This is a genomic window from Xylocopilactobacillus apicola, assembly GCF_033095985.1.
Lineage (GTDB): Bacteria > Bacillota > Bacilli > Lactobacillales > Lactobacillaceae > Xylocopilactobacillus > Xylocopilactobacillus apicola.
On sequence record NZ_AP026802.1, the window covers coordinates 933,613 to 954,948 of the forward strand.

Annotated in this window: 16 protein-coding genes and 2 tRNA genes; 11 read left to right on the top strand and 7 right to left on the bottom strand. The window is 36.6% G+C overall.

Annotated elements, in window-relative coordinates; translation table 11 throughout:
* Positions 1 to 75: 75 nt before the first annotated feature.
* The 3 genes from R8495_RS04680 to R8495_RS04690 all read left to right on the top strand — a co-directional run bounded on the left by R8495_RS04680 (position 76) and on the right by R8495_RS04690 (position 1,925).
* Positions 76 to 384 carry a PTS sugar transporter subunit IIB gene (locus R8495_RS04680; protein WP_317636384.1) on the top strand — a complete coding sequence of 103 codons (309 nt, stop codon included), beginning with the start codon at positions 76 to 78 and terminating at the stop codon, positions 382 to 384.
* Positions 385 to 403: 19 nt separating this feature from the next.
* Positions 404 to 727 carry a PTS lactose/cellobiose transporter subunit IIA gene (locus R8495_RS04685; protein WP_317636385.1) on the top strand — a complete coding sequence of 108 codons (324 nt, stop codon included), beginning with the start codon at positions 404 to 406 and terminating at the stop codon, positions 725 to 727.
* A gap of 103 nt (positions 728 to 830) precedes the next feature.
* On the top strand, positions 831 to 1,925 hold the full coding sequence (locus tag R8495_RS04690; RefSeq protein WP_317636386.1) for a DUF871 domain-containing protein: 1,095 nt from the start codon (positions 831 to 833) through the stop codon (positions 1,923 to 1,925).
* Between the two features lie 37 nt (positions 1,926 to 1,962).
* Here R8495_RS04690 and R8495_RS04695 read toward each other — a convergent pair whose 3' ends face one another.
* From R8495_RS04695 to R8495_RS04705, 3 genes are read right to left on the bottom strand one after another with little or no spacing between them, the layout of a single operon-like run.
* Entirely contained in the window at positions 1,963 to 5,076 is a 3,114-nt protein-coding gene (locus tag R8495_RS04695) for an SbcC/MukB-like Walker B domain-containing protein (RefSeq protein ID WP_317636387.1), read from the bottom strand.
* 15 nt (positions 5,077 to 5,091) lie between these two features.
* The gene (locus R8495_RS04700) at positions 5,092 to 6,087 is read right to left on the bottom strand and encodes a hypothetical protein (protein WP_317636388.1); all 996 of its coding nucleotides are present in this window, start codon (positions 6,085 to 6,087) and stop codon (positions 5,092 to 5,094) included.
* Position 6,088: 1 nt separating this feature from the next.
* On the bottom strand, positions 6,089 to 7,597 hold the full coding sequence (locus R8495_RS04705; RefSeq protein ID WP_317636589.1) for a hypothetical protein: 1,509 nt from the start codon (positions 7,595 to 7,597) through the stop codon (positions 6,089 to 6,091).
* A gap of 175 nt (positions 7,598 to 7,772) precedes the next feature.
* On the opposite strand from R8495_RS04705, the gene R8495_RS04710 reads away from it, so the two are divergent.
* From R8495_RS04710 to R8495_RS04720, 3 genes are all read left to right on the top strand, one after another.
* Positions 7,773 to 9,128 (top strand): FAD-dependent oxidoreductase, encoded by a 1,356-nt coding sequence (locus R8495_RS04710; protein ID WP_317636389.1) that lies wholly within the window; start codon positions 7,773 to 7,775, stop codon positions 9,126 to 9,128.
* Between the two features lie 353 nt (positions 9,129 to 9,481).
* Positions 9,482 to 9,646, top strand: a complete 165-nt coding sequence (locus tag R8495_RS04715) for a hypothetical protein (RefSeq protein WP_317636390.1) — start codon at positions 9,482 to 9,484, stop codon at positions 9,644 to 9,646.
* Positions 9,612 to 12,893, top strand: coding sequence for a BspA family leucine-rich repeat surface protein (locus R8495_RS04720; protein WP_317636391.1), 3,282 nt, complete (start codon positions 9,612 to 9,614; stop codon positions 12,891 to 12,893). The genes R8495_RS04715 and R8495_RS04720 overlap by 35 nt, the downstream gene beginning before the upstream one ends.
* A 205-nt stretch (positions 12,894 to 13,098) precedes the next feature.
* Here R8495_RS04720 and R8495_RS04725 read toward each other — a convergent pair whose 3' ends face one another.
* The 3 genes from R8495_RS04725 to R8495_RS04735 all read right to left on the bottom strand — a co-directional run bounded on the left by R8495_RS04725 (position 13,099) and on the right by R8495_RS04735 (position 17,495).
* A complete protein-coding gene (locus R8495_RS04725; protein WP_317636392.1) occupies positions 13,099 to 13,941 on the bottom strand; it encodes an alpha/beta hydrolase in 843 nt (280 codons plus the stop codon).
* Positions 13,938 to 14,789: a DUF3737 family protein gene (locus R8495_RS04730; RefSeq protein ID WP_317636393.1), complete on the bottom strand. Its 852-nt coding sequence runs from the start codon at positions 14,787 to 14,789 to the stop codon at positions 13,938 to 13,940. The genes R8495_RS04725 and R8495_RS04730 overlap by 4 nt, the downstream gene beginning before the upstream one ends.
* Positions 14,790 to 14,888: 99 nt before the next feature.
* Entirely contained in the window at positions 14,889 to 17,495 is a 2,607-nt protein-coding gene (locus R8495_RS04735) for a YfhO family protein (protein ID WP_317636394.1), read from the bottom strand.
* Positions 17,496 to 17,537: 42 nt separating this feature from the next.
* On the opposite strand from R8495_RS04735, the gene R8495_RS04740 reads away from it, so the two are divergent.
* Positions 17,538 to 19,658, top strand: a complete 2,121-nt coding sequence (locus tag R8495_RS04740) for a peptidoglycan D,D-transpeptidase FtsI family protein (protein WP_317636395.1) — start codon at positions 17,538 to 17,540, stop codon at positions 19,656 to 19,658.
* Positions 19,659 to 19,692: 34 nt separating this feature from the next.
* Here R8495_RS04740 and R8495_RS04745 read toward each other — a convergent pair whose 3' ends face one another.
* Positions 19,693 to 19,917, bottom strand: coding sequence for a hypothetical protein (locus tag R8495_RS04745; RefSeq protein ID WP_317636396.1), 225 nt, complete (start codon positions 19,915 to 19,917; stop codon positions 19,693 to 19,695).
* Between the two features lie 161 nt (positions 19,918 to 20,078).
* Between R8495_RS04745 and rpmG the strand changes: the two genes are divergently transcribed.
* The 4 genes from rpmG (at position 20,079) to R8495_RS04765 (ending at position 21,321) form a co-directional block, all read left to right on the top strand.
* A complete protein-coding gene (rpmG, locus tag R8495_RS04750) occupies positions 20,079 to 20,228 on the top strand; it encodes a 50S ribosomal protein L33 (protein ID WP_317636397.1) in 150 nt (49 codons plus the stop codon).
* A gap of 27 nt (positions 20,229 to 20,255) precedes the next feature.
* Positions 20,256 to 20,345: transfer RNA gene (locus R8495_RS04755), tRNA-Ser, on the top strand.
* A gap of 4 nt (positions 20,346 to 20,349) precedes the next feature.
* Positions 20,350 to 20,433: transfer RNA gene (locus R8495_RS04760), tRNA-Leu, on the top strand.
* Positions 20,434 to 20,487: 54 nt separating this feature from the next.
* Positions 20,488 to 21,321 carry an NAD(P)H-hydrate dehydratase gene (locus R8495_RS04765; RefSeq protein WP_317636398.1) on the top strand — a complete coding sequence of 278 codons (834 nt, stop codon included), beginning with the start codon at positions 20,488 to 20,490 and terminating at the stop codon, positions 21,319 to 21,321.
* Positions 21,322 to 21,336 lie beyond the last annotated feature (15 nt).

The following is a 21,336-nucleotide window of genomic DNA, read 5'->3' on the forward strand; positions in this document are numbered from 1 at the left end:
GAAATTGTGGTAGAATAGAAAAAGGGTAGAAATTAAAGACGATCTTTGTTACCAATTTTAAAGGAGTAATATATAATGAGTGAAAAAACGATTATGCTAGTTTGTGCTGCTGGGATGTCAACGAGTTTGTTGGTTAGTAAGATGCAAAAATCTGCTGAAGAGAAAAATATTGATGTTAAGATTTTTGCTACATCAAGCTCAGATGCAGATTCTAAGTTGGAGACAGAACACCCAGATGTCTTAATGCTTGGACCTCAGGTTCGTTACATGTTGGATGATTTTAAGAAACGGGTTTCAATTCCGGTTGAAGTTATTAACATGCAAGATTACGGCATGATGAATGGTGCTAAAGTTTTAGATCAAGCAATGAGTTTAATCAAATAAATTTACGAAGGATTAATTGATGGAAGAGAATGATGAAACTTTACAAGCCGTGATGGGCTTAATTATGAATGGTGGAAATGCTAAAGGTTCAGCTTTTGAAGCAATTAAAGCTGCAAAAAAAGGCGATTTCACTGAAGCTGATGCTAAATTGAAGGAATCAGATAAGTTCTTAGCAGAAGCGCATAATTCTCAAACCGGTATGTTAACAAAGGAAGCTAGTGGTGAGCATGTCCCGGTTTCGTTACTGATGGTTCACGGTCAGGATCACATTATGAATGCAATTACTTTTCGCGATTTAGCTGGTGAAATAGTTGATCTGTATAAAAAACTAGCTGAAAAATAAAGTACTTGAAGAAAAAGTCAACTTTGGTTGGCTTTTTTTATATGTATCCTTATTTGGTAATTGGCTGTATAATTAGAAGTAAATACATCTTGAGGTGATTAAAGTGCGAATGTTAGGAATTTCAGTTTATCCAGAGCAGTCAGATTATGATTCTGATAGAAAATATTTAGATTTAGCTCATAAATATGGTTATGAGCGGGTTTTTACTTCTTTACTCCAGTTAAAAGATGATAACGGAGAAGATATTTTATCAAAATTTAAAAAAGTTGTCGACTATGCAAATTCGCTGGGAATGAAAGTTATTGTTGATATTAATCCGGCTCTATTTACAGACTTAGAGATCAAATACGACGATCTAAAATTTTTTAGCGACTTAAACGTTTGGGGCTTGCGTTTAGATGAGGGATTCAGTGGGTTGGAAGAAGCTCAAATGACAAGGAACCCTTATGGATTAAAAATTGAGTTGAATATGAGCCGCGGTACCCATTATCTAGATCAAATTATGGATTATGCACCAAATTCTGATAATTTATTAGGTTGTCATAATTTTTATCCACAGTCGTATACAGGACTGAGTGAAAATATTTTTAATGAATATTCTAAGGGTTATCGTCAATTTAATATTCATAGTGCGGCATTTGTTTCTTCGCATGTTGCAACAATGGGACCTTGGCCAGTTAGCGAAGGCTTGCCAACACTAGAGAGTGATCGAAATCGGCCAGTTGCGTCTCAGGTAAATCATTTATTGCTGAGCAATCAAGTTGACGATGTAATTGTTGGGAATGCATATGCCAGCGAGGAAGAGTTGAAATCTATTGCATCTGCCTTCAAGGCTCCTGAACCTTTTTTGCAAGTGAATTTTGGATCCAAAATGAATGAAACTGAAAGAAAAATTGCTTTAGACGAAATTCAGTTATATCGGGGCGATGCTTCAGCCTACTTACTGCGTTCAACAATGTCTCGGATTAAATACAAAAATGAATCAATTCCAGCTCATGATCAAAATGGAAAATTTCAGCGCGGTGATGTAATTATCGTTAATGATGATTATGCACGTTATAAGGGTGAATTACAGATTGCGCTTTGTGAATTTCCTAACGATGGCAAACGTAATGTGGTTGGACGTCTGACAGAAAGTGATCTTCCTTTGTTGGATTATGTGAAGCCTTGGAGCAGTTTTAAATTAATTGAAGCTTAATAGAGAAAAAGATCTACTGTGGTGAGTAGATCTTTTTTTAACGCCAGATTAGGGCGGGATAAACGTTATTTAAATGGAATTTTCCATCATTTGTCTGAGTGGGTGCAATTACTTCATATGCGATATTTTCGACACCATCAGCAAGAATTTTGTTTTGAGCACCATTTGGCATTGTAGCAATAAAACTAAATCCAAAATGTGAAATAGTTTGAGCAAAAGATTTAGCTGTTTCAGGATCTAATTTATCGGCAAATTCATCAAACATTACAAGATAAGGAGCATCCTTTAAATTAGCTTGCTGAAGAAGCATTTTTGGTACTAACAATAATGGAAGGACCATTGCTTGGGCTTTTTCGGCCCCTGAGCCCCCAGATTGGACAAATTTATCATCTACTTCTTCGTATTCGTCTTCGTTATTTTGGCGGCGCTTAATCAAAATTCTAAAATTAGACCATTGACGAGGGTCAAGAAGTTCTTGAGCCTGTTCATTAAAAGCTTCATCATCGTCGGCTAAATCAGTATTATTTGCTAAGCGTCGAAGACGTTGTTGAATTTCTGCTTGCAGCGCAGGTCGTTCGACCAATTCGGGATCGCAAGCTTCTTCAATTACTTTTTCCAAAACAGTTGATGGTTTCAGTTCAACTTTTAATTTAATGCTTTGAGCGTTTTCTGCCCCTTCATTTAAGATTTGGTTGTACTCTTTGATCACATTGTATTGTTCAGTAATGCGATTAATTGCCGCTGCTTCATAGGCTTTTTGGGAAACATCATTACCAGTTTCTAATGTTCTTAAAGCTTTGATAACACCTACTTCATCGGCGTGTAAAAAATTTAATGCTTGATTAAGATCGAAAGCAACAACTGTTAAATCGTTTTTTGTTGTTGTTCGTTGCTGACGCATTGCGCTAGCAATTTCTCCTTGCCCCCGTTCTTCGAAAATGGTATCCAATGCATTGCGGTCTACTCCGTTTTGATCGTTGTGATGAATTAAATGACTAATAATGCCGCTAAGATCAGCAAAATTATTATTCTTAATTTCACTGCGATGTTGTTTTACAAAATTAAGTAAATCATCGACAGTTGCCAATTGGAGTTCATTGGGAAAATAGGGTGAAAGGTTTTTTAGATCTAATTCGATTACTGCATTAAGAACCGTTAGTTTTTGTTTCAAACGGTTCATTTGTAATTGTGCTGCCTTCATCTCTGCCTGAGTTTCATTAATTGTTTGGATTAAATTCTGTTGTTGTTCGCGATAATCATGATATCGTTTTTCAGCATCATCTAAAGCTTGATCAATTTCTGGATTATCTTTCAAACTGGCCGCTTTTTCTTTTAAATTCATGATTGAATTTTTAAGTTCAGATACCTCTAAATCTGCTGGCATTTGATTTTTTAAGTTATCGATTAATTTGTTTAAATTGTTTTGCTCACTTTTTAGAGTGTTTTGTTGTTCCTGATATTGCTTAATTTTGTTTAAAACTCCGCTTAAATCTTTATTTGCTTGATCTAAAGAAGTTAGAAGTTCAGGGTGTTTAATCATCACAGTTAGATCAGGATGATTATATATAATTTCTTTTTGTTCATTAAGCAAGTCTTGATTCTGATCATTGATTTTAGATGTTCCAGCATCGTGAATATTACGATTGTCTTCAATTAGGCGGTTGTGAGCACGATTAGAAAGTGGTCCTTGCAATCTTTCGTTAATCTGTTGCTCCATTTGATTTTTCATTTCTTCAACAAAATTCACATTTAGACCGAGTTTAGTTATAGTTTGATTAATTGATTGATATTGATTATTAGCGTCTTTGATTTGATTTAGATATGTTTTTAAGTAGGCAGCAAACTCAAAAATATCGTCAGTAGCGAGTAATTTTTCTAAAGTACTTAAATTTTGACTTGTTATTGACTGTAATTTTTCTTTCAAGGGATCTAGTTCAGTAACTCTAATGTTTTTCTCAACATTCAGGCTCTCTTTTAATTGGTCGGTTATTTTGTCTAATCGGTGGTACAGTTCGTTTAGCTGATCTTGTTGTTTTTGAAAAGTAGTTAATTGCTGATTTTGAGTAACAATTTGGCCATTTAGAAAACTTTTAAGCTCAATTGAGGTTTTTTGTTCTGCCTTTTGAAATCTAAGATCGTCCAAATGAGTATTTGTACTTTTAAGTTGATCGTTAAGTTTTTGCTGGCTATAATTTAATTCTTTTAGCTTTTCTTGTGCTTGTTCAACCTTAATTTGTTCACTAGCGAAGTCATGATAGTTTTCGGTATAAGGATCAAGTAAGACTTCATTTAAATGATTTAAGTTTCGCCAAAAAATTTCTTGTTTAATTTTATCTAACCTTTTTTGACCAGATTTTAAATGTTCTAAAACTCCGTTCATACGGTTGACTTCTCGTTGACTGTTGGCAACTTTGTTAATTAGATCAGCATCGATGCCTTCCTGGGCATTTTTTAAAGAATCACGAATCGGCGTAAAACGGGCACTACCAGCAGTTAAAATCGGAGATGCTAAAAGGCGATAAACATTGGCAAGTTTGCCAAGTGTTTCTCCATCGGTAAATCCGTAAACTTTTTGGGCGGCAAATTCTCGGTAATCAAGTGCTCGATCAAAGACAGTTAATTTGTCTTCTAAAGATTTGTTAGCTTGAATAAAATCTTCTTTATTTAAGCCTTGATCGAACTGATCAGTAGTTACAAGATTGATCGGTTTATCCAGTTCATCGCTGATCACAATAAACCACCAAGTGGGCTTTTTATTATCCCCAACTATTCTTGTAGCGCCAAGACCTAAAATGATTTGCCTGGTGTCTGATTGCAAGTTTATATAGCTGTAACCAGTCCTTACTTTCATTGCTCCTGCACCCCAACCGAGGAGCATACTTTCAAAATTACGAGTATCACGAGCGCTGTTTCGAGGATTGATATCTTGATTTAATTTGTCAATCCCTTTTGCTGCATTGAAAGAAGGAGTCGAGATGGCACCGTCGATAAGCATCGGGAAAAAGCAGTTAGCAAGGGTAGTTTTACCGACAGCATTTTCGCCAATAAAAGTTATATTACCAGCTTTGGAAGCAGATAAATCTAATTTTACATATTTATTGAATTGGCGTAAATGGAAGCTTGTAGGGACTAGGTGTTGAAATAAATTCATAAAAATAGGCTCCTTTTAGTTAGATAATTTGACATGAAATCTGTTTACGACAGGCGTTGCAATAATAAAGCCGTTGTTTTGAGTGGCAAGAGCTTGCTCAAATAATAGGCGTCTAACTTCGCTGATGCTAATTTGAAAATGAGGGAAATATTGTTTGGCTGTTTGCTGAATTAGCAAAGTTAAGCGAGATTTGGGCAAGCCAGCGGTTAGTGATTGGGCGACCAAGATTGCAGTCATAAAAGCTTTTGATGAACTAGTGCGTCTTGAACGATCAAGTAATAAAGCATAGTCATCACCGCATTCTAAGTCAAAACGTTTTAATTGTGCCCATTTTTGAGCGATTAAATCTTTATTTGAAATAAAGATTGACCAAAGATCATGAGATTGTTTTGAATCTAAATATTTATTTTCAAGTAAGAATCGATTAACACGTTGCAGGTCATTTAATTTATATTCCTCATCCTGCTTTAATAATAGGTTCACCAAGCATTGAGCAATGTAATTAAAATCGGGAGAAATATCCCAGTATTCAATTAATTCTTCATTAGAATCTTTAATAATTTCTTCTGGTAGTTCTGGTTTAAATAGTGCAAAACGATCAACAAACAAATTAGTTATTTGTTTTGCGATTTCTGATTCTCTTAATTCGGTAACCTCGCTATGGACAAGTTGAATAATCTTTTGAGTAGAAACAACCCGGTCTCCGTCAACGCCTTGTAATTCAGGTAAGTTTATCACTGCCTTTAAGGTAGCTAATAAAACATGAACTGTTTCAGGCGGGAGTTGTTCTTTATTTACCAAAAAAAGTAAATTTTCTTGGTAATTTTCAGGAATTATTCCCAGCAGATCTTGAAGGTATTTATTAATTCTTTGTTGAACTAGTGGTCGCTTTAACACAGTAATAGCTCGAAGCGTGGTCTTGGTTAGTTCGGGGGTAATAGAACTTGTAAAAACGTTATGGTCGAGAAGCTGATTAATTATTAGACGTTCAGATGAATGTAATTCAGTCACTTCAAATTTTTCCTTCCGCAAAACTGATTTCAAAACCTTGGGGTAAAAAAACACTAAACATTTCGCCTGCACAATGAAGACGAATTGAACTAATTTCAGGAATTATTCTTACTTCCAATACGTTACGACCAAAAGGTGCAAAACTATCATAATGATCTGCTCTTGTTGCACTATATAACCGAACAATTTCGTCACGTGCAATTTTTGTTTTGAACTCCAAATCATGATCAATTACAGCGTGTAAATCATCTCGCATAATAAGTTCCTTGATCTCGTCAAGAGCCGTTTGAGTGGTAATTTTTCCAAGATGGTCATCTACAATGATCGGATTGTCGTTTTCAGTGGCAATTTTTTTGATTCGAATATTTGCAACATATTCGACCGGTCCCATCGTTGAAGCATCCAATAAGTCACTTGGATCAGCAAGAAGTCGATCTTGGGCGAGATGACGAGGTAGCTGAGCGGGCACATTTAAAGACTTAAAATCAGTTAATAATTGATCAATTTTTGAAGTTAAGGCTTTTAAATCAATGGTTTGATTCTTAATGTGTTCATATTCTTGACTTAAAATTTGGATGGCTTTTAAAATAGTGTTAAAAAGTAAGTATACTGAATCTAAACTATTGTCGATTGCGCTTGTACTAGGATCTAAACTCTTTGCAAGTCGATCTAACTGCCGTTTAACATAAGCTTGAGTTTGACGAAATCGTTGAGTAATTGCGTGTTGATCATTAATTGCCCGAGCAGTATCAAGATCGTCTTCCCCTTGTTGACTGTATGCAACTCGATTTCTAAAGCTTTCTGAATTAGCTAAAGTTTGAATTTTAGGAGCTTTGGCTAATAATTGCTGAAAAGCTGGGATGGCCTTTTCGTTTATCATCGTTTGGAGTTGTTTTGCTTCTTTACTACCATGATTGAAATTTAGATCGTTAATTAATTGATCTAAATCGTTATCTAGTTTATGCATTCCCTTCATGACATCGTCATAAGTATTGAGCATTTGAGCAAAATAGTTATAAAACTTTGTGCTTTGGGTTTCTGTTCGTTGATCAGCTAAAAGGTCAATTAAATTACAGTATTCATTGATTTGATTGATATTAGCTGTGACAGTGTTCTCGGCATCAACAACTTTTTGCATTAAATTTAGATATTCAATTCCACTACTGGTAATGTGATAAATAATGGATTGTCGAATGTGATAATTACCATTTTTCATTCGCAGTCGGACTTTACGAGATGTTTGTTCAACTAGTTTTGCTTGTTCCGTTAGAATCAGCATGATGTGTTTCAACACATTTTCGGTAATTACTGGCTCTCCTTCATCAACATCAAGATAATTTGCATTGTAGCGATGTAATAAAAATTGAAGAGTCACTGGTTCACTGCTATTACTACCGTCGTGATATAAAATAGTTAATATATTCCAACCAGCTAATGGATGCTCTCGACTCTCACCAAGTCTGATTGCTACTAAGAGTTCTTTTAACGGTTTTGAAATTTTAATTGCGATTTTCTTTCTCCATTGTTTTTATTACAACTAATTATACTATTTTTTGAGCGAGATTTAATTCGTAATATTTATCTACGAAAAACTTTTAGCTAAGTTAAGTTTAAACTTTTGTTCATTGCTTCCCCATTTAAAATGATTATAATGAAAGTTAGAAAAGAAGGAGGCATTGAAAGATATGAAGGTAATTGTAATTGGTTCATCACACGGTGGTTTTGAGGCAGTTGAAGAATTGCTGTTGGACTATCCAGAAGCAGAAATTCAATGGTATGAAAAAGGCGATTTTGTTTCGTTTCTATCCTGTGGGATGCAGCTTTATTTAGAAGGTTTAGTTAAGGATGTTAATAGTGTACGTTATGCAACAAAAGAGGGGATGGAGAAAAAAGGTGTTCATGTCTTCGTTCAACAAGAAGTAACGGAAATTCATCCTGAAAAACATGAAGTCACAGTTCATAATTTGGTTGATGATCAAAAAAGAATTGAGAAATATGATAAGTTAATTGTTAGCACAGGTGCGGTTCCCGTTAATTTACCAGTGCCTGGTAATGATTTAGAAAATATTTATTTTATGCGTGGTCGCGATTGGGCAATTAAGTTAAAGAAAGCTACAGTTGAACCAGAGATCCAAAACGTAGTAGTTATCGGATCAGGCTACATTGGGATTGAGGCTGCTGAAGCTTTTTCTAAGGCTGGGAAACAAGTTACCGTTATTGATATTTTGCCGCGAATTTTAGGTACATATCTTGATCCAGAATTTACCGATGTTTTAGCACCTGAGTTAGAACAACATCATGTTAAATTGGCTCTTGGTCAATCTGTTCAGAAATTTGTCGGAGAAGCAGGAAAAGTTAAACAGGTGGTCACTGATAAAGGTACTTTCGATGCCGATTTGGTGGTTGAAGCTGCAGGTGTTAAGCCGAATACAGCTTGGTTAGAAGGAACTCTTGAGTTAAACCAGGATCATACAATTAAGACTGATCGTTATCAACGGACCAATCAACCTGATATTTTTGCAGTAGGTGATGCGACTTATGTTAATTATGCTCCAACCGATCAGATGTCGAAGATTGCTTTGGCAACAAATGCTCGGCGTCAAGGCCGCTATGCAGTAAAAAACTTGGAGAAAGAGAATACACCGACTCCAGCGGTTTCAGGTTCCTCAGCTTTATCAGTATTTAAATATCATTTTGCTTCGACGGGAGTCAAAGATGCTACTGCTGATAGTAGCCATTTAAAAGTGGCTTCAGTTTATGTTGAAGATACTTTTAGACCGCCATTTGTTCCGGCTGATCATAACGCAAAAGTTCAATTTAAGTTAACTTATTCACCTGAAAATGGTCGGATCTTAGGGGCTCAAATTATGTCAACTGCTGATGTGACTGCTAATATCAACACGATTTCTTTTGCTATTCAGCAACATGCAACGGTAAACGATTTAGCGTATGCGGACTTTTTCTTCCAACCGGGATTTGATCGTCCATGGAACATTATGAATGTTGCTGCCCAAAAAGCTCAACGCGAAATGGAAAAATAAATTTTAACTGTAGAGTGAACATTGTTTGCTCTTTTTTTCTGCTAAGAAAGAGGCACTTATTAACTCGCTAAAGTTAGATAGGACGGTTTTTTTATGAGCAAATCATCAATGAGATAGCTTGAAAAACAGTCAAGCGACTGCGAACACTCATTAAGATTTTTCCGTATTTCCTTACAGCATAACCTCCTTGGGAATTCATGCAGCCACTGCCCATAAATCCAAGTATAACAAAGAGAATAACTTTATTCTGATATTTCTGAAATTTTTTATAAAAAACGGAATCCAATTTGATAAGAAGTCTGGTATACTATCGATAATTAGTGAAGAGATAGCACAATTACGAGGAGATGACCATGAAACTAGTGAAGAAGTTGGGATATATTCTGGCAGTTTTAAGCGGAGTTTGGGTATTGAACTTTGCATTGAGCTTTAAACAGGACAGTAGAGCTGCAGATTTTCCGACAAATGTAGCAGTATTAACAGATGGTAGCGATTTCAGGGGGGGGGCAATTAGCTAACTCCTCTCGATCTGCTTTTGTAGAGCCAGGCTCATTAATAAAACCAAGAAGTGGACTTAGTCCGATTAATGTTGGTTTAGGCGATACCCAAAATTTTTTTGCAACTGTTGGGACAGCTGTTTCGAAAGTAAATGATAATGGTACATGGGATACTATTCAAATTAATGAAGCTAAATCTTATCAAGTAGGTGCTGTAACTCTCAACTCTACATTAGATATGACAAAAGATTTTAATTTTAGTTGGGATTTAAAAATTGAACCACCTACATGGACGTTTTTGTGTGATGGTATAGGTTTTGTTTTGCACCCTCTATATAAATCGGGTGAGAGAATTATAGATTCTAAAGGAAGTCCTGATTATATACTTCCATTGGTTTTTGGAAGACATTCTGATAATTCTTCTGTTACACTCTCTGATGACGTTGATAATGGTCAAAATATTCATTCATTAGGTTATAGCGGGGGTAATCTTGGGATTAGCGATTTAATGAATGCAATTGGGTTTAAAGTTGATACTTATAATGATGATAGTAGCATTGTTGGTATTAACTATATTCATGGAACGCCTTATGGAAGTCAATCTCATTCTCTTACCCAAGTTTTAGATATTGACGATGTATTTGCTTACGGGAGTCCTTGGAATGTCAATAATACATACGGTGCTTTTGTAACGACTGATAGTAATGGATATGCGGGAAAAGCTCAATATTCTGCACCTTTAAATGGGATGTCAGTAACTCCGAAAAATGATGCATTTGGAAGCGTTAGTGGTAAACCATTAAATATTCCCGATTATAATTGGCATCCGATGTCAATGTCGTATAATGCTAGTACTTATACATTACAAGTGGTAGTGGGAGATCCTGCTATAGGTGGTTCAGTTTGGACTAAGACATTTAATTCACTTGAAAGAGCAGTTATTGCCGATCGTTCAAACTGGGCATTTTCAATTTTAGGAACAACGGGTCAAGGCACTGAAAGTAACACAATTAGAAATGTAAGAGGAAGTTATACACCCGGAGATCCAGTAATTACAACTCGTTATGTTGACGAAAACGGCAATGATTTACAAGCTGCAAAATCAACAATTTTATCAGATTGGCAAATTCAACATCCGGGTTCAACACAATTTATTGATACCAGCAGTCCGCTTACAATTGTAAAAAATGGGAAAACATATCGCCGAGCACAGGTTAATGGCACATTTTTTGATAATGGAACGAGAATTAATAAACGTTTAGGGACACCAGGAAGTGGGGGAACCGTCACAACTTCAGGAAATACGGTAACCGTTGGAACCGAATTTAACGGCGTCACTTTTGTCAATTACGTTTACCGGCAGGATTTACCAACAGGCAGTGCTGACATTTCAGCAGATCTTCAGCTTAGTGTTAATAGTGGAACGTTTAGTAAAGTTGCGACAATTAGACCGGGGGACAATGTAATATTTAAATACACCGCAAAGAATAATGTGATTCCGATTTGGTCCAAGGTCACAGCAGTTCAATCACTAGGCGGCTTATTTACCACGGTTGGAACGTTACCGGCAGATGTCATTCAAAAAAATGGATTTCTTTATATTCCATTGAAGCTGGGAACTACTAATGATTTGAAGTTGGGGGAAACAGGAACCAACACGATTACGATGAAATACAACGGATGGAATAACGCTCAATTGACTGCTAATGATGCAGGTCAAATAACAATCACTTCATCTCCTGCGAGTCCAAGCGCAGCTCCGTTATCAAAGATTGTGACAAAAGTAGCGATTTATGATCAATCGAGTCAATTAATTGATGAAAATGGAGATCCATTCTTCGGTTCATATTTTTATAGCGCAAGTAATAATAAATCACCACTGGCTAGCACAGATCTGGTGTATAACACTGGAAACTATGCGCCAGCTACTGATGCAGTGACTCTAAATGATCAGGGTTGGTGGTATCTTGATCCAATCACTAAAGTTTTGACGATTTACCCACATGAATTAAACGGTTCGGTGGATACAACGGGAGCTTCTGTTTGGCCTTGGCATGGACAAGCGGCAGATATTACAAAAGTGGTAATTAAACCGGGAGTAACAGCTCGTGGATCACTTCATAATCTATTTGCTGATCTCATGAATGCTACATCAATTGAAGGACTCGACGCTTTGAATACTGCTAACGTCACCGATATGAACGCGATGTTTGCCCATTGTCAAAAGGTGACTAGTCTTGATGTGAGCCATTTCAATACCACAAATGTGACAGACATGAATAGTATGTTTAATGACTGTAATTTGTTAACGAGCTTGAATTTGAGTAGCTTTGTTACGAACCAGGTTACCAGCATGCGGGGCATGTTCCAGGCTTGTACAGGGATCACTGAGTTGGATCTCAACAGTTTCAACACCAGCTTAGTACAAGATTTTAGTTACATGTTTAACGAAATGCATGGATTAAAGAAGCTGAACGTAACGAGCTTTAATACATCAAGTGCCACCGACATGACGGTAATGTTTGCGCACATGTCGGTGCTTCCGAGTCTTGATCTTAGTAGTTTTAACACAAGTAGTGTTACAACGATGACTTCAATGTTTGATGGTAGTTCAAAGCTTTGGCAACTGACGCTTGGGAGTACTTCTAAATTGGCAGCAGATTGTGGTTTAACAGATCCGGCAGTTGAGACGGAGATTGTAGATGCAGGCACAACATATTACGTGACAAATCCGAATTGGCGTGAAGTTGGAGTAGGAGGAACGGCTCACGATCCCAAGGAAACAGCAAAGACTGCCGCTCAGATTATCAGTGACTCAGCGACTGCTACGGGTACTAGAATTTACGTTTGGGATCAAATCGGTAAGCAGGCTTTAGCGACAACGGGAAATATTGATTTTGGGGTACATCGTGGATCCCTTCGAGAGCATAATCACAGCAGCTCCGTTCAGAATTTCAACATTACTGACAACCGAAATTCCCGCAACGGAAAAGTCTGGCGCGTCGAAGCGGCAGTGACTAAACAATTTGAACTTGCCAGCGACGCTACGAAGAAGATCTCAGGCAATCCGCTCTACTTCCAAAATAATGGCCTTACGACTAATCTCACCTCAACGGCTCAGACTGTGTATAACGGGACGGCAGGTAGTGGCTATCAAGACGCACTTGCGATTCCTTGGAGCTTGAGCTTTAAAGCACATTCAAACGATATTCCGGCTCCGGGTCAATACAAGGCGACCGTGACGTATACTTTAGTTAACGTGCCTTGATTGTGTACCCTGCGTGATATATATTTAGTTACAAAAAGAGCCGGTGCGTCTACACCAGCTCGATGTGAGCCACTTTATGGCAATAATACCCGTTCCTATAACTCGCCAAAGTTGAATAGGACGGTTTTTTTGTTAATTTTCGCTATCAAGATGGTTGCAACACGTCATCAACGAGATGAGACTTATGTCACAGCCTCAAGAAAATTTATGGCCATAAGAACTTAATCAAAATTTGATCGACTTCTTTATTCTCGTGCAGTCGACTGTGTTGGCCGTCAGCTCCAATAATTTTCTTCTCTTGATATGTTTTGGCTCGCTCGCCAATCAAATAACGTAAAGATTGAGAAGAAGCATTTGTTACAGAACCGTCGGAATGAGATCCATCATTTTTATCGCCAAAAATATTTAAGACATGTACTTGTTTATTAGGATATTTTTTTCTCAATCCAAGAAGTGTTCGGTAATTATCATCCATGCGATCGGGTTTTCCGGAATCGTCTAGCTTGGTTAAGTTTGGTTTGTCGTTCATTCCAATAATTCCATCAAAATGACCAGCCATATCAACTTGTTTTCGCAATTTAGGTAAAGAGGAATTATTGCTATGATCTAAAATGTAATAAGCAATTGCCATGTTGCCCATCGAGTGGCCGACTAAATTTACATTTTTAATCTGATAAGTATTTTGCAGTTCAGTTATAACGTTTTTAAGCCATTGTCCATCCTCATGATAATCGGTATTCTTGTTATTCTTAAATCCTACTTCAACAACTGGATTTTTAGCGTGTTTAGGAATTGATCCTATGAGTTTAACTTTCCCTTCTGGACTCACAATTGCTTGAGTCACACTATTTGTGATTCCAGATTTTTTCATTGCAGAGGTCATTTGATGTTCAGCATTTACACTGCTGCCCCAGCCGTGCAGAAAAATGGTCGGTGTTGATTTAATGATTGTGCTTCGTGGTCGTATGATTTGCTGCCAGCTCCATCCGGCAACAATTAAAAGGACGATTCCCCCAAAAATTGTTAGAAAAATCCATTTTCTTTTCAATTGTTAACCCCCGTTTGAAGGATCTTAACTTGTGTTAGATCTAATTTTGGATCATCTTGAATAATTTCTCCAATCTTGTGTGCTTTAATCACACCACTGATAGGATTTTTAACACTGACAATATTTGAATCGATCTCAGCTTCGATTTCAGAGCTGTATTCAAAAGCTAAATCGGTTTGTAACAAAATACAATTTTTCATTGTCAAATGTTTGACGTAACAAAGCCCCTGATTACTTTCAACCGTGCAATTAATTAAAGTTAGATTCTCGGTGTTCCAGCCCAAGTATTCTCCATTGATGGTACAGTTCGTTAAGGTCACATTTTGACAATTCCAAAAAGCATCTTTTGAAAAGAAAGTACAATTATTAGCTGTGATATTTTTAGCGCCGTCAAAAGCGTAGTTGCCGACTAGTTGGAGATTATCTAGTTTAATGTCTTGGCTGTTCATACCGAAATAGTCGCCTTTTGCCTGAACATTTTTCAGATTTATTTCAGAGCAGTTCCAAAGGGTTTCTAAAGCATCGGCAAAATAGACCTCATTTAAAGTGACGTCTTGACAGCGCCGAAAAAGTTTGGGCGCTTGGATTGTACTGTTGTTGATTGAGATATGGTTTGTGTACCAAATACCAGAGCGCGCCATTGTCTCAAAAACCGGGTGGTCTACTGAGATATCCGAGCAGTACCAAAGCGGGTACTTCCATTGAAAAATTGAATCTGAAATTTTTAGATGGTGACTTTCTTTTAACGGAGATTCGCCGTTACCAAAGGTTATGTGTTGAAGCGTAGCATTATTAGTGGCAAAAAGAGATCTTTCACCGGTGTAAATTTTTTCTTGATAAACTGTCATAAATCGTTCCCAACCTTTTTTATATTGAAGATAACACTTAAAGTTGACTTGAAGTCAAATTTTTCTTTTAATTGTAATCGATAAAATTAATCGTTAGCGTCATGGTTTTCGACGTTTAAGGTATAAGCAAATCATTAGTCCGCCTGAGGTTACAATGCTAATTGTTAAGCCAGTGATAAAGTAAGGTGGGAGATATGTAATTTTGACAGTGTGTTTGCCTGGTTTGACCGGAATTGCGATAAAGTTGCGAAAAGCCTTCTTTATTGGAACTCTCTTTCCATCAACGCTTGCATGCCATCCTTTGACCGCAGGAATACTAAAAAATAAAACTTGGTTTTGCTCTTTTACTTCAATGTTTCCTTTAAGACTGTTCGAGTGATGTTCGGTCAATTTTAACTGATTGTGCTGCAGTTGCGTATTCTGGACTAAGAATTTTTTGCTATCCATGAAATAAAAACTGAGATCATAGAGGTTTAATTCTTTGCGATCTACATTTAAGACATAATTCACATTCTGATCTTTTTTATTTTGAAAAATTGATTGAACGACTGTATTTTGAATTGGTTCGTCTTGTTCAATATTTTGTCCGTTAACGCAATATTTAATTTTGTGGTCAGCGAGATCGCCATTAAGTGATACATAGTAAGGATCATTAGTCTTTGGAGTAAGCGAAATAATGATTTTTCCTGGTTTGGCTGGATTGATTTTTGTGTAAGTATTCCAAGTTGCCGAGGATTTCTTTTTGAGGTTGACCAGTTTTTCGTGATAGGAATAAAAAGGCAAAAATAGATCTTCAAAATCACTTTGTTGGACAAGATTATGATAAATTGTGTTGTAATTCGTGATCGGATTAATGAGGGCAAGGTCCGGTTTTAAAGCTTTGTTTGAAACCAAAAATCCGTTGGTCAATGCGTAAGGATTTTCGCGAATTACAATGTTTTGATCTTTGGCTTTAATTCCATAGTTTTGGACGTCCATTCTTGTTCCGATTGGTTTATAAACTTCTGGTTTATTTTTTTTGTTTTCTAGGAAATACTTAATGCCTAACAATGAATCAGTGAACAGATTTCCGTTCGCGTAAATAACATCTCCTTCAGATTGCGGTTGACCAAGTTTGGCATATAACGTGCTGGTTTGAGGTTCTAACATACTGTTAAATTGGTCGGTTCCGTTAAAATCTAAGAGCATTGCATCGTTATTAGTTCGTTCAAATGATTTGCCAATTCGATAAAAACCTGAATCAGTTTTTTTGATTTTTTGAAGGGAATTATTCGTGGTCTGGATGTATTTTGCAAAATCCGAATGAGAAATAAAGCCAATCATGCTGATCGAAACATAAGCATTTATTGTCGCTTCCAAAACAATTAAAGCCGGAAAAAATCTATTGAAAATTTGATATTTGTTAATAATTCCACCTAAGGCAGCGACACTAATCACAAAGAAAGCTGCTGAAACGATGATAATTGGATAATTTAAATAGTTTAAGTTTTTTCGTTCAAAAATCGAACAAGAGGTAATAGCCACAAAGAAAATGGCGGGAATAATTAATTGCTTGAGGGTTATTTCTTCGATAAACTCAAAAGTTTGTAAACTTAAAATGAGGAGCCAGAAGATGGCGAGATAAGAAAAACGGTAGGGATACCAAACTGGAAATTGAAAACCGTGCCATAACAAATCGAATGGTTCAAATGATAATGACAAAATTAAAAAAATAGTAATTAAAAGAGCTGTAAACCTTGTTCGGAGTTCAATTTTTTTAATGCTAAAAAATAAAATAACGAGCGCTAATAAAAAGCTTGGAATAAAGAGATTGGGTAGACCACTAGAAATTGCATCAAAGTTATAAGCGCCAATATTAAATTTGGTAAGCATTTTGAAAGGATTGTACTCAAACTTCCAATTAATTTTTTTAATAGTGTAGGTTCCTTTACTTTGCGTAAGCTGAAAAAACGTTGGGAGGAGAATAAAAGCAGCTATTAGAGCAGAACCAATTGATGCAATTAAAAAATTAACTAACTGTTTAACGAGCAAGCGAAATGTGTGATAATTTATAGAGGCGAGGAAGATAAAATAGAGAACCGCAAAGATACAGATCATGTAGCCCATATAGTAGTTGATGATTAAGATGGCGGCCAAAAAAACGGTATAAAAACGAGTTTGATTTTTTTTAAAAATGAGGTAAATTCCCCAGGCAACAAGGGGAGTGAGGTATGCGGCATCAAGCCACATAATATTAAACTGATTAGCAACAAAAAAACCGCTAAGCGCATAACTGACGCTAATAGATATTAAAAACTTGGGTGGGACTTTAGAGGTTTTAAGACCAAAAAAGTAAAAAGCCAGACTGGCCAAACCATACTTCAACAAGGTTATAATGACTACAGCGACATCTAAATGTTCTTTATTAAAAAAAAGAAAAATTATATTAAGAGGGCTTAATAAATAATAGCTCCAAACACCGATCATATCTCCGCCGATATCTTTGGCAAATGAATAAAAGAAGCTTGCCGGATGGTGGAGAATTGTATCGCGAAAAAGGCCAAAAAAATCAATGTATTGTTGACCCAGGTCGACTGTCATAATTGTGTTATGTCCAAAAGGATAGACCCCAATTGCGATAAAATAAATTGTCATCAAGATGATTGGGGTCAAAAACGCAATGGTTGGTTCAAACTGTATTTTTTCTTTGATTTTTATAATTTTCATCTTCCTTACCATAACAAATAATAATTTTGAGGCAAATATTTTTTGAAAAATAACAAACATTTAAATAATAATCAAGTTCAAGATAAATCCAGAATTCCTTTTCGACTTAATCTCCTATTTTTTATTGTATTTATTTTATTTGCTATCTTGGTTTTAAAACTAGGCGATGTTCAGCTCCAACACGGTAAAGAACATCAAAGCGAAATTGATCAAACAAAATTACTTTCGATTACTACTCCTGTTCAACGGGGCTTAATCTATGATTCTCGCGGAAATGTTTTAGCTGGAAATCAAGCGACTAACGCGATTACCTATACCCGTGGGTTAAGTGTAACCAAAAGTGAAATGTATAAAATCGCTGTAAAACTGGCAGGTTTTATTGACGTTGAGCCAGAAAATCTTTCGAAGTGGGATCGGGCCGATTATTATCTTGCTAATGATGCTAATAATAAATCAATCAAAGCGCAAATGCCAAAAAATCTGCTGCTTGATAGTAAAGGTAATTCTTTGTCTTCAGATCAAATAGAAAAAAACTTGATGCAATTTACGATGGATAAAGAAATAACTTTTTCAAAAGAACAAGAAAAGGAAGCCACTATTTTTAAAAGTATGGAATCGGCTTATCAATTATCGACAGTTTACATTAAATATAGTGGTTTGACTGATCACGAAATTGCTAAAGTTAATGAACATCTTTTAGAGTTACCAGGAATCAGCGTTGGACCTTACTGGATTCGAGAAAATACGACTAATCCAACTATTGCGGGGGTTTTAGGTAACGTAACTTCTAATAAACAGGGTTTGCCAGCTGAGCAGATCAACAGTCTTTTAGCTCAAGGATATGCTAGAAATGATAGCGTTGGGACAAGCTATTTAGAACAAGGGTATGAGGATGTTTTAAAAGGATCGAAGAAAGTTTCGCAGATTGAACTTTCGACTAACAATAAAATTCTTTCCCAAAAGACGATTTATCCCGGTCAAATGGGTGGCAGTTTAAACTTGACCATTAATTCGCAATTTCAAAATGATGTGAGTTATGTTGTTAAAAGTGTTCTGGAGTCTACCGTTGCTGGCGGGTACGCGGGAAAAAATGATGGAGCCTATGCAGTAGTAATGAATCCTAAGACGGGAGCGATTTATGCGATGGCAGGAGTTGATCGTGATATTAAGACTGGTGAAGTTACTTATAATCCTTTGGGAGTGATTAATAAAGCTTACGTTATGGGATCGGCAGTTAAAGGAGCTATGGTAATGGGTGGACTGATGAGTGGTGCTATTACAACTACTGATAACTCACTACCAGATTCAGCAGTTCGTCTGCCTGGAACTCGCTCAAAAGGATCGGTGTATCCGGAAGGAACTTTTAGTTCGTTGACTGCGGCTCAAGCTTTAGAAGTATCATCTAATATTTATATGATGCGACTAGCAATGAAAGAATCTAACGCCGAGTATGTTCCAAATGTTTCAATGACCGCTGATAAAAACTCGTTTGATCGATTGAGAATGTATTTTAACGAATTTGGTTTGGGAGTTAAAACTGGCATTGACTTGCCAGGAGAAATTACTGGGCTAGTTGGATCTAGTTTCAATGAGCAAGGAAGTCTTTTGACGGGATCACTTCTTGATCTTTCATATGGAAATTATGATTCTTATACAACTTTGCAGATGGCCCAGTATATTTCAACAATTGCTAATAACGGATACCGGATGAAGCCATATATTGTTCAGTCAATTCAACAGATTGAAAATGATGGTTCAAAAGGTCCAATTGTTTATAACAATGCTCCTAAAGTTTTAAATCGAGTAAATGCGACTCAAGGAGACTTTGATCTTGTAAAAACGGGACTTCACAACGTAGTTTATGGATCGGGAAATAATCGTGTTGACGGTTGGCGTACAGGATTAGCAATGGCTAAATTGCCTTTTGAAGTGGCGGCAAAGACGGGGACCTCAGAGTCCGTTAGTGTTGACGGTCAACCAGTTCTAAACGAAAGTCTAGTAACTTTTGCACCCGTAAAAGATCCGCAAATAGCAATCGCAATTGTTTTTCCGGGACTAAATAACGTATCTTACCAAAATTTACCGACGGTACCGGTCCCGATCCAGATGGCTAATCAGATTTATGCGCTCTATAGCAAATATTACCCGGATGATGCTAATTAGGATGAAACAAAAAAAGTGCCACATGGCACGATTTCTAAGAGCAGCATCCATTAGCAAAGACAGTGGCTGAGTTTTTTGAAGAGAAGATTCGATGTTCTTTAATCTCTTTGGAATCGGGTGTTAAAGTCCACTCGGGATTGAATTTGGTTTTAAAAGTAACCGTTTGAGAGTTAGATTTAATGACCTTAACTTCAAAAGTAAGATTTAAGTTGTTCACATAGTAATAGGTTTTGCCAGGTTCAAATTGATAAGGAAACATAAAAATCACCTCCAAAAATATTATAGCGCATTCATAACTTTAGCGAGCAGAGGAAAATAAAAATAATCTTTTTTGGCAATTTGGCCTCGCATCTGATCTTAATGTATGTTAAAATCTATTAGTTTGTATTTTGAAATGTTATAGAAAGGTGGAAAGTAGCTATGCGCGTAAATATCATTCTCGAATGTACAGAATGTCATCATCGTAACTATTTAACTTCAAAAAATAAAAGGAATAACCCTGAACGTTTAGAGAAGAAAAAATATTGTTCTAACGATCATAAGGTTACATTACATCGCGAAACTAAATAGGCATAACTTTTTAGTTTCGCTTTTAGTGGAGAATTGTCCGAGCGGCTGAAGGAGCATGATTGGAAATCATGTATACGGGCTTTACCTGTATCGGGGGTTCGAATCCCCCATTCTCCGTTAGGCCCCAATGGCGGAATTGGCAGACGCGCAGCGTTCAGGTCGCTGTATGAGCAATCATGTGCAGGTTCGACTCCTGTTTGGGGCATATTTATTGTGACAGGCTTAATTAGCCTGTTTTTTTCTAGGGATATTTAAACAAATGAAACAAATTGCTAAGGAAATTTTGCATCAGGTAATTAAACCAAGGAACCCCGATACTCATAAATATAATTATGGCAGAGTTTTATTTATTGGCGGAAATCAGCATTATGGTGGGGCTGCCATTATGAGTGCACAAGCTGCCGTTAATAGTGGAGCAGGCTTAGTAACGGTTGCTTGTGATCCAATTAATTTATCCAGCCTCCATAGCGTTGTCCCGGAAGCAGTTTTTCAAGATTACAATGATCAAAAATCATTAGAAACGATATTTTTAAAATCAGACGTCATTAGCATTGGTTCAGGCCTTGGTACCGAAGCAAAATCATTAAGCTTGCTTAAAATGGCATTTGAGTTAGTTGATCACAGTCAAATACTTATCATCGATGGTTCTGCTTTCTCTCTTTTGGCAGATAATCAGTTGAATTTGCCGCCAGCTTCGTTGATTTTAACGCCGCATCAAGGAGAGTGGCAACGATATAGTGGTTTACAAATTGATGATCAATCTTCAGAAAATAATCAAAAAGTTCTCAGTAGTTTAAGCCATGATCCAGCTACATTAGTCTTAAAAAAACATCGTACGGAAATTTATTATGGAAATATGGTTTGGCAGAATACGAGCGGTAATGCAAGTATGGCGACAGCCGGAATGGGGGACACGTTGGCTGGAATGATCGCAGGTTTTGTTGCTCAATTTTCTAATCATGTTGAGGCAGTTCTGGCAGCGGTTTATCTTCATGGATCAATTGGAGATAAATTGGCCCAAAAGCAATACGTTACCACTCCAAGTGAAATTGTTAAACAAATTTCAGCGGAAATGAAATCATCTTCTATTTAGTAACTACTTGTGATA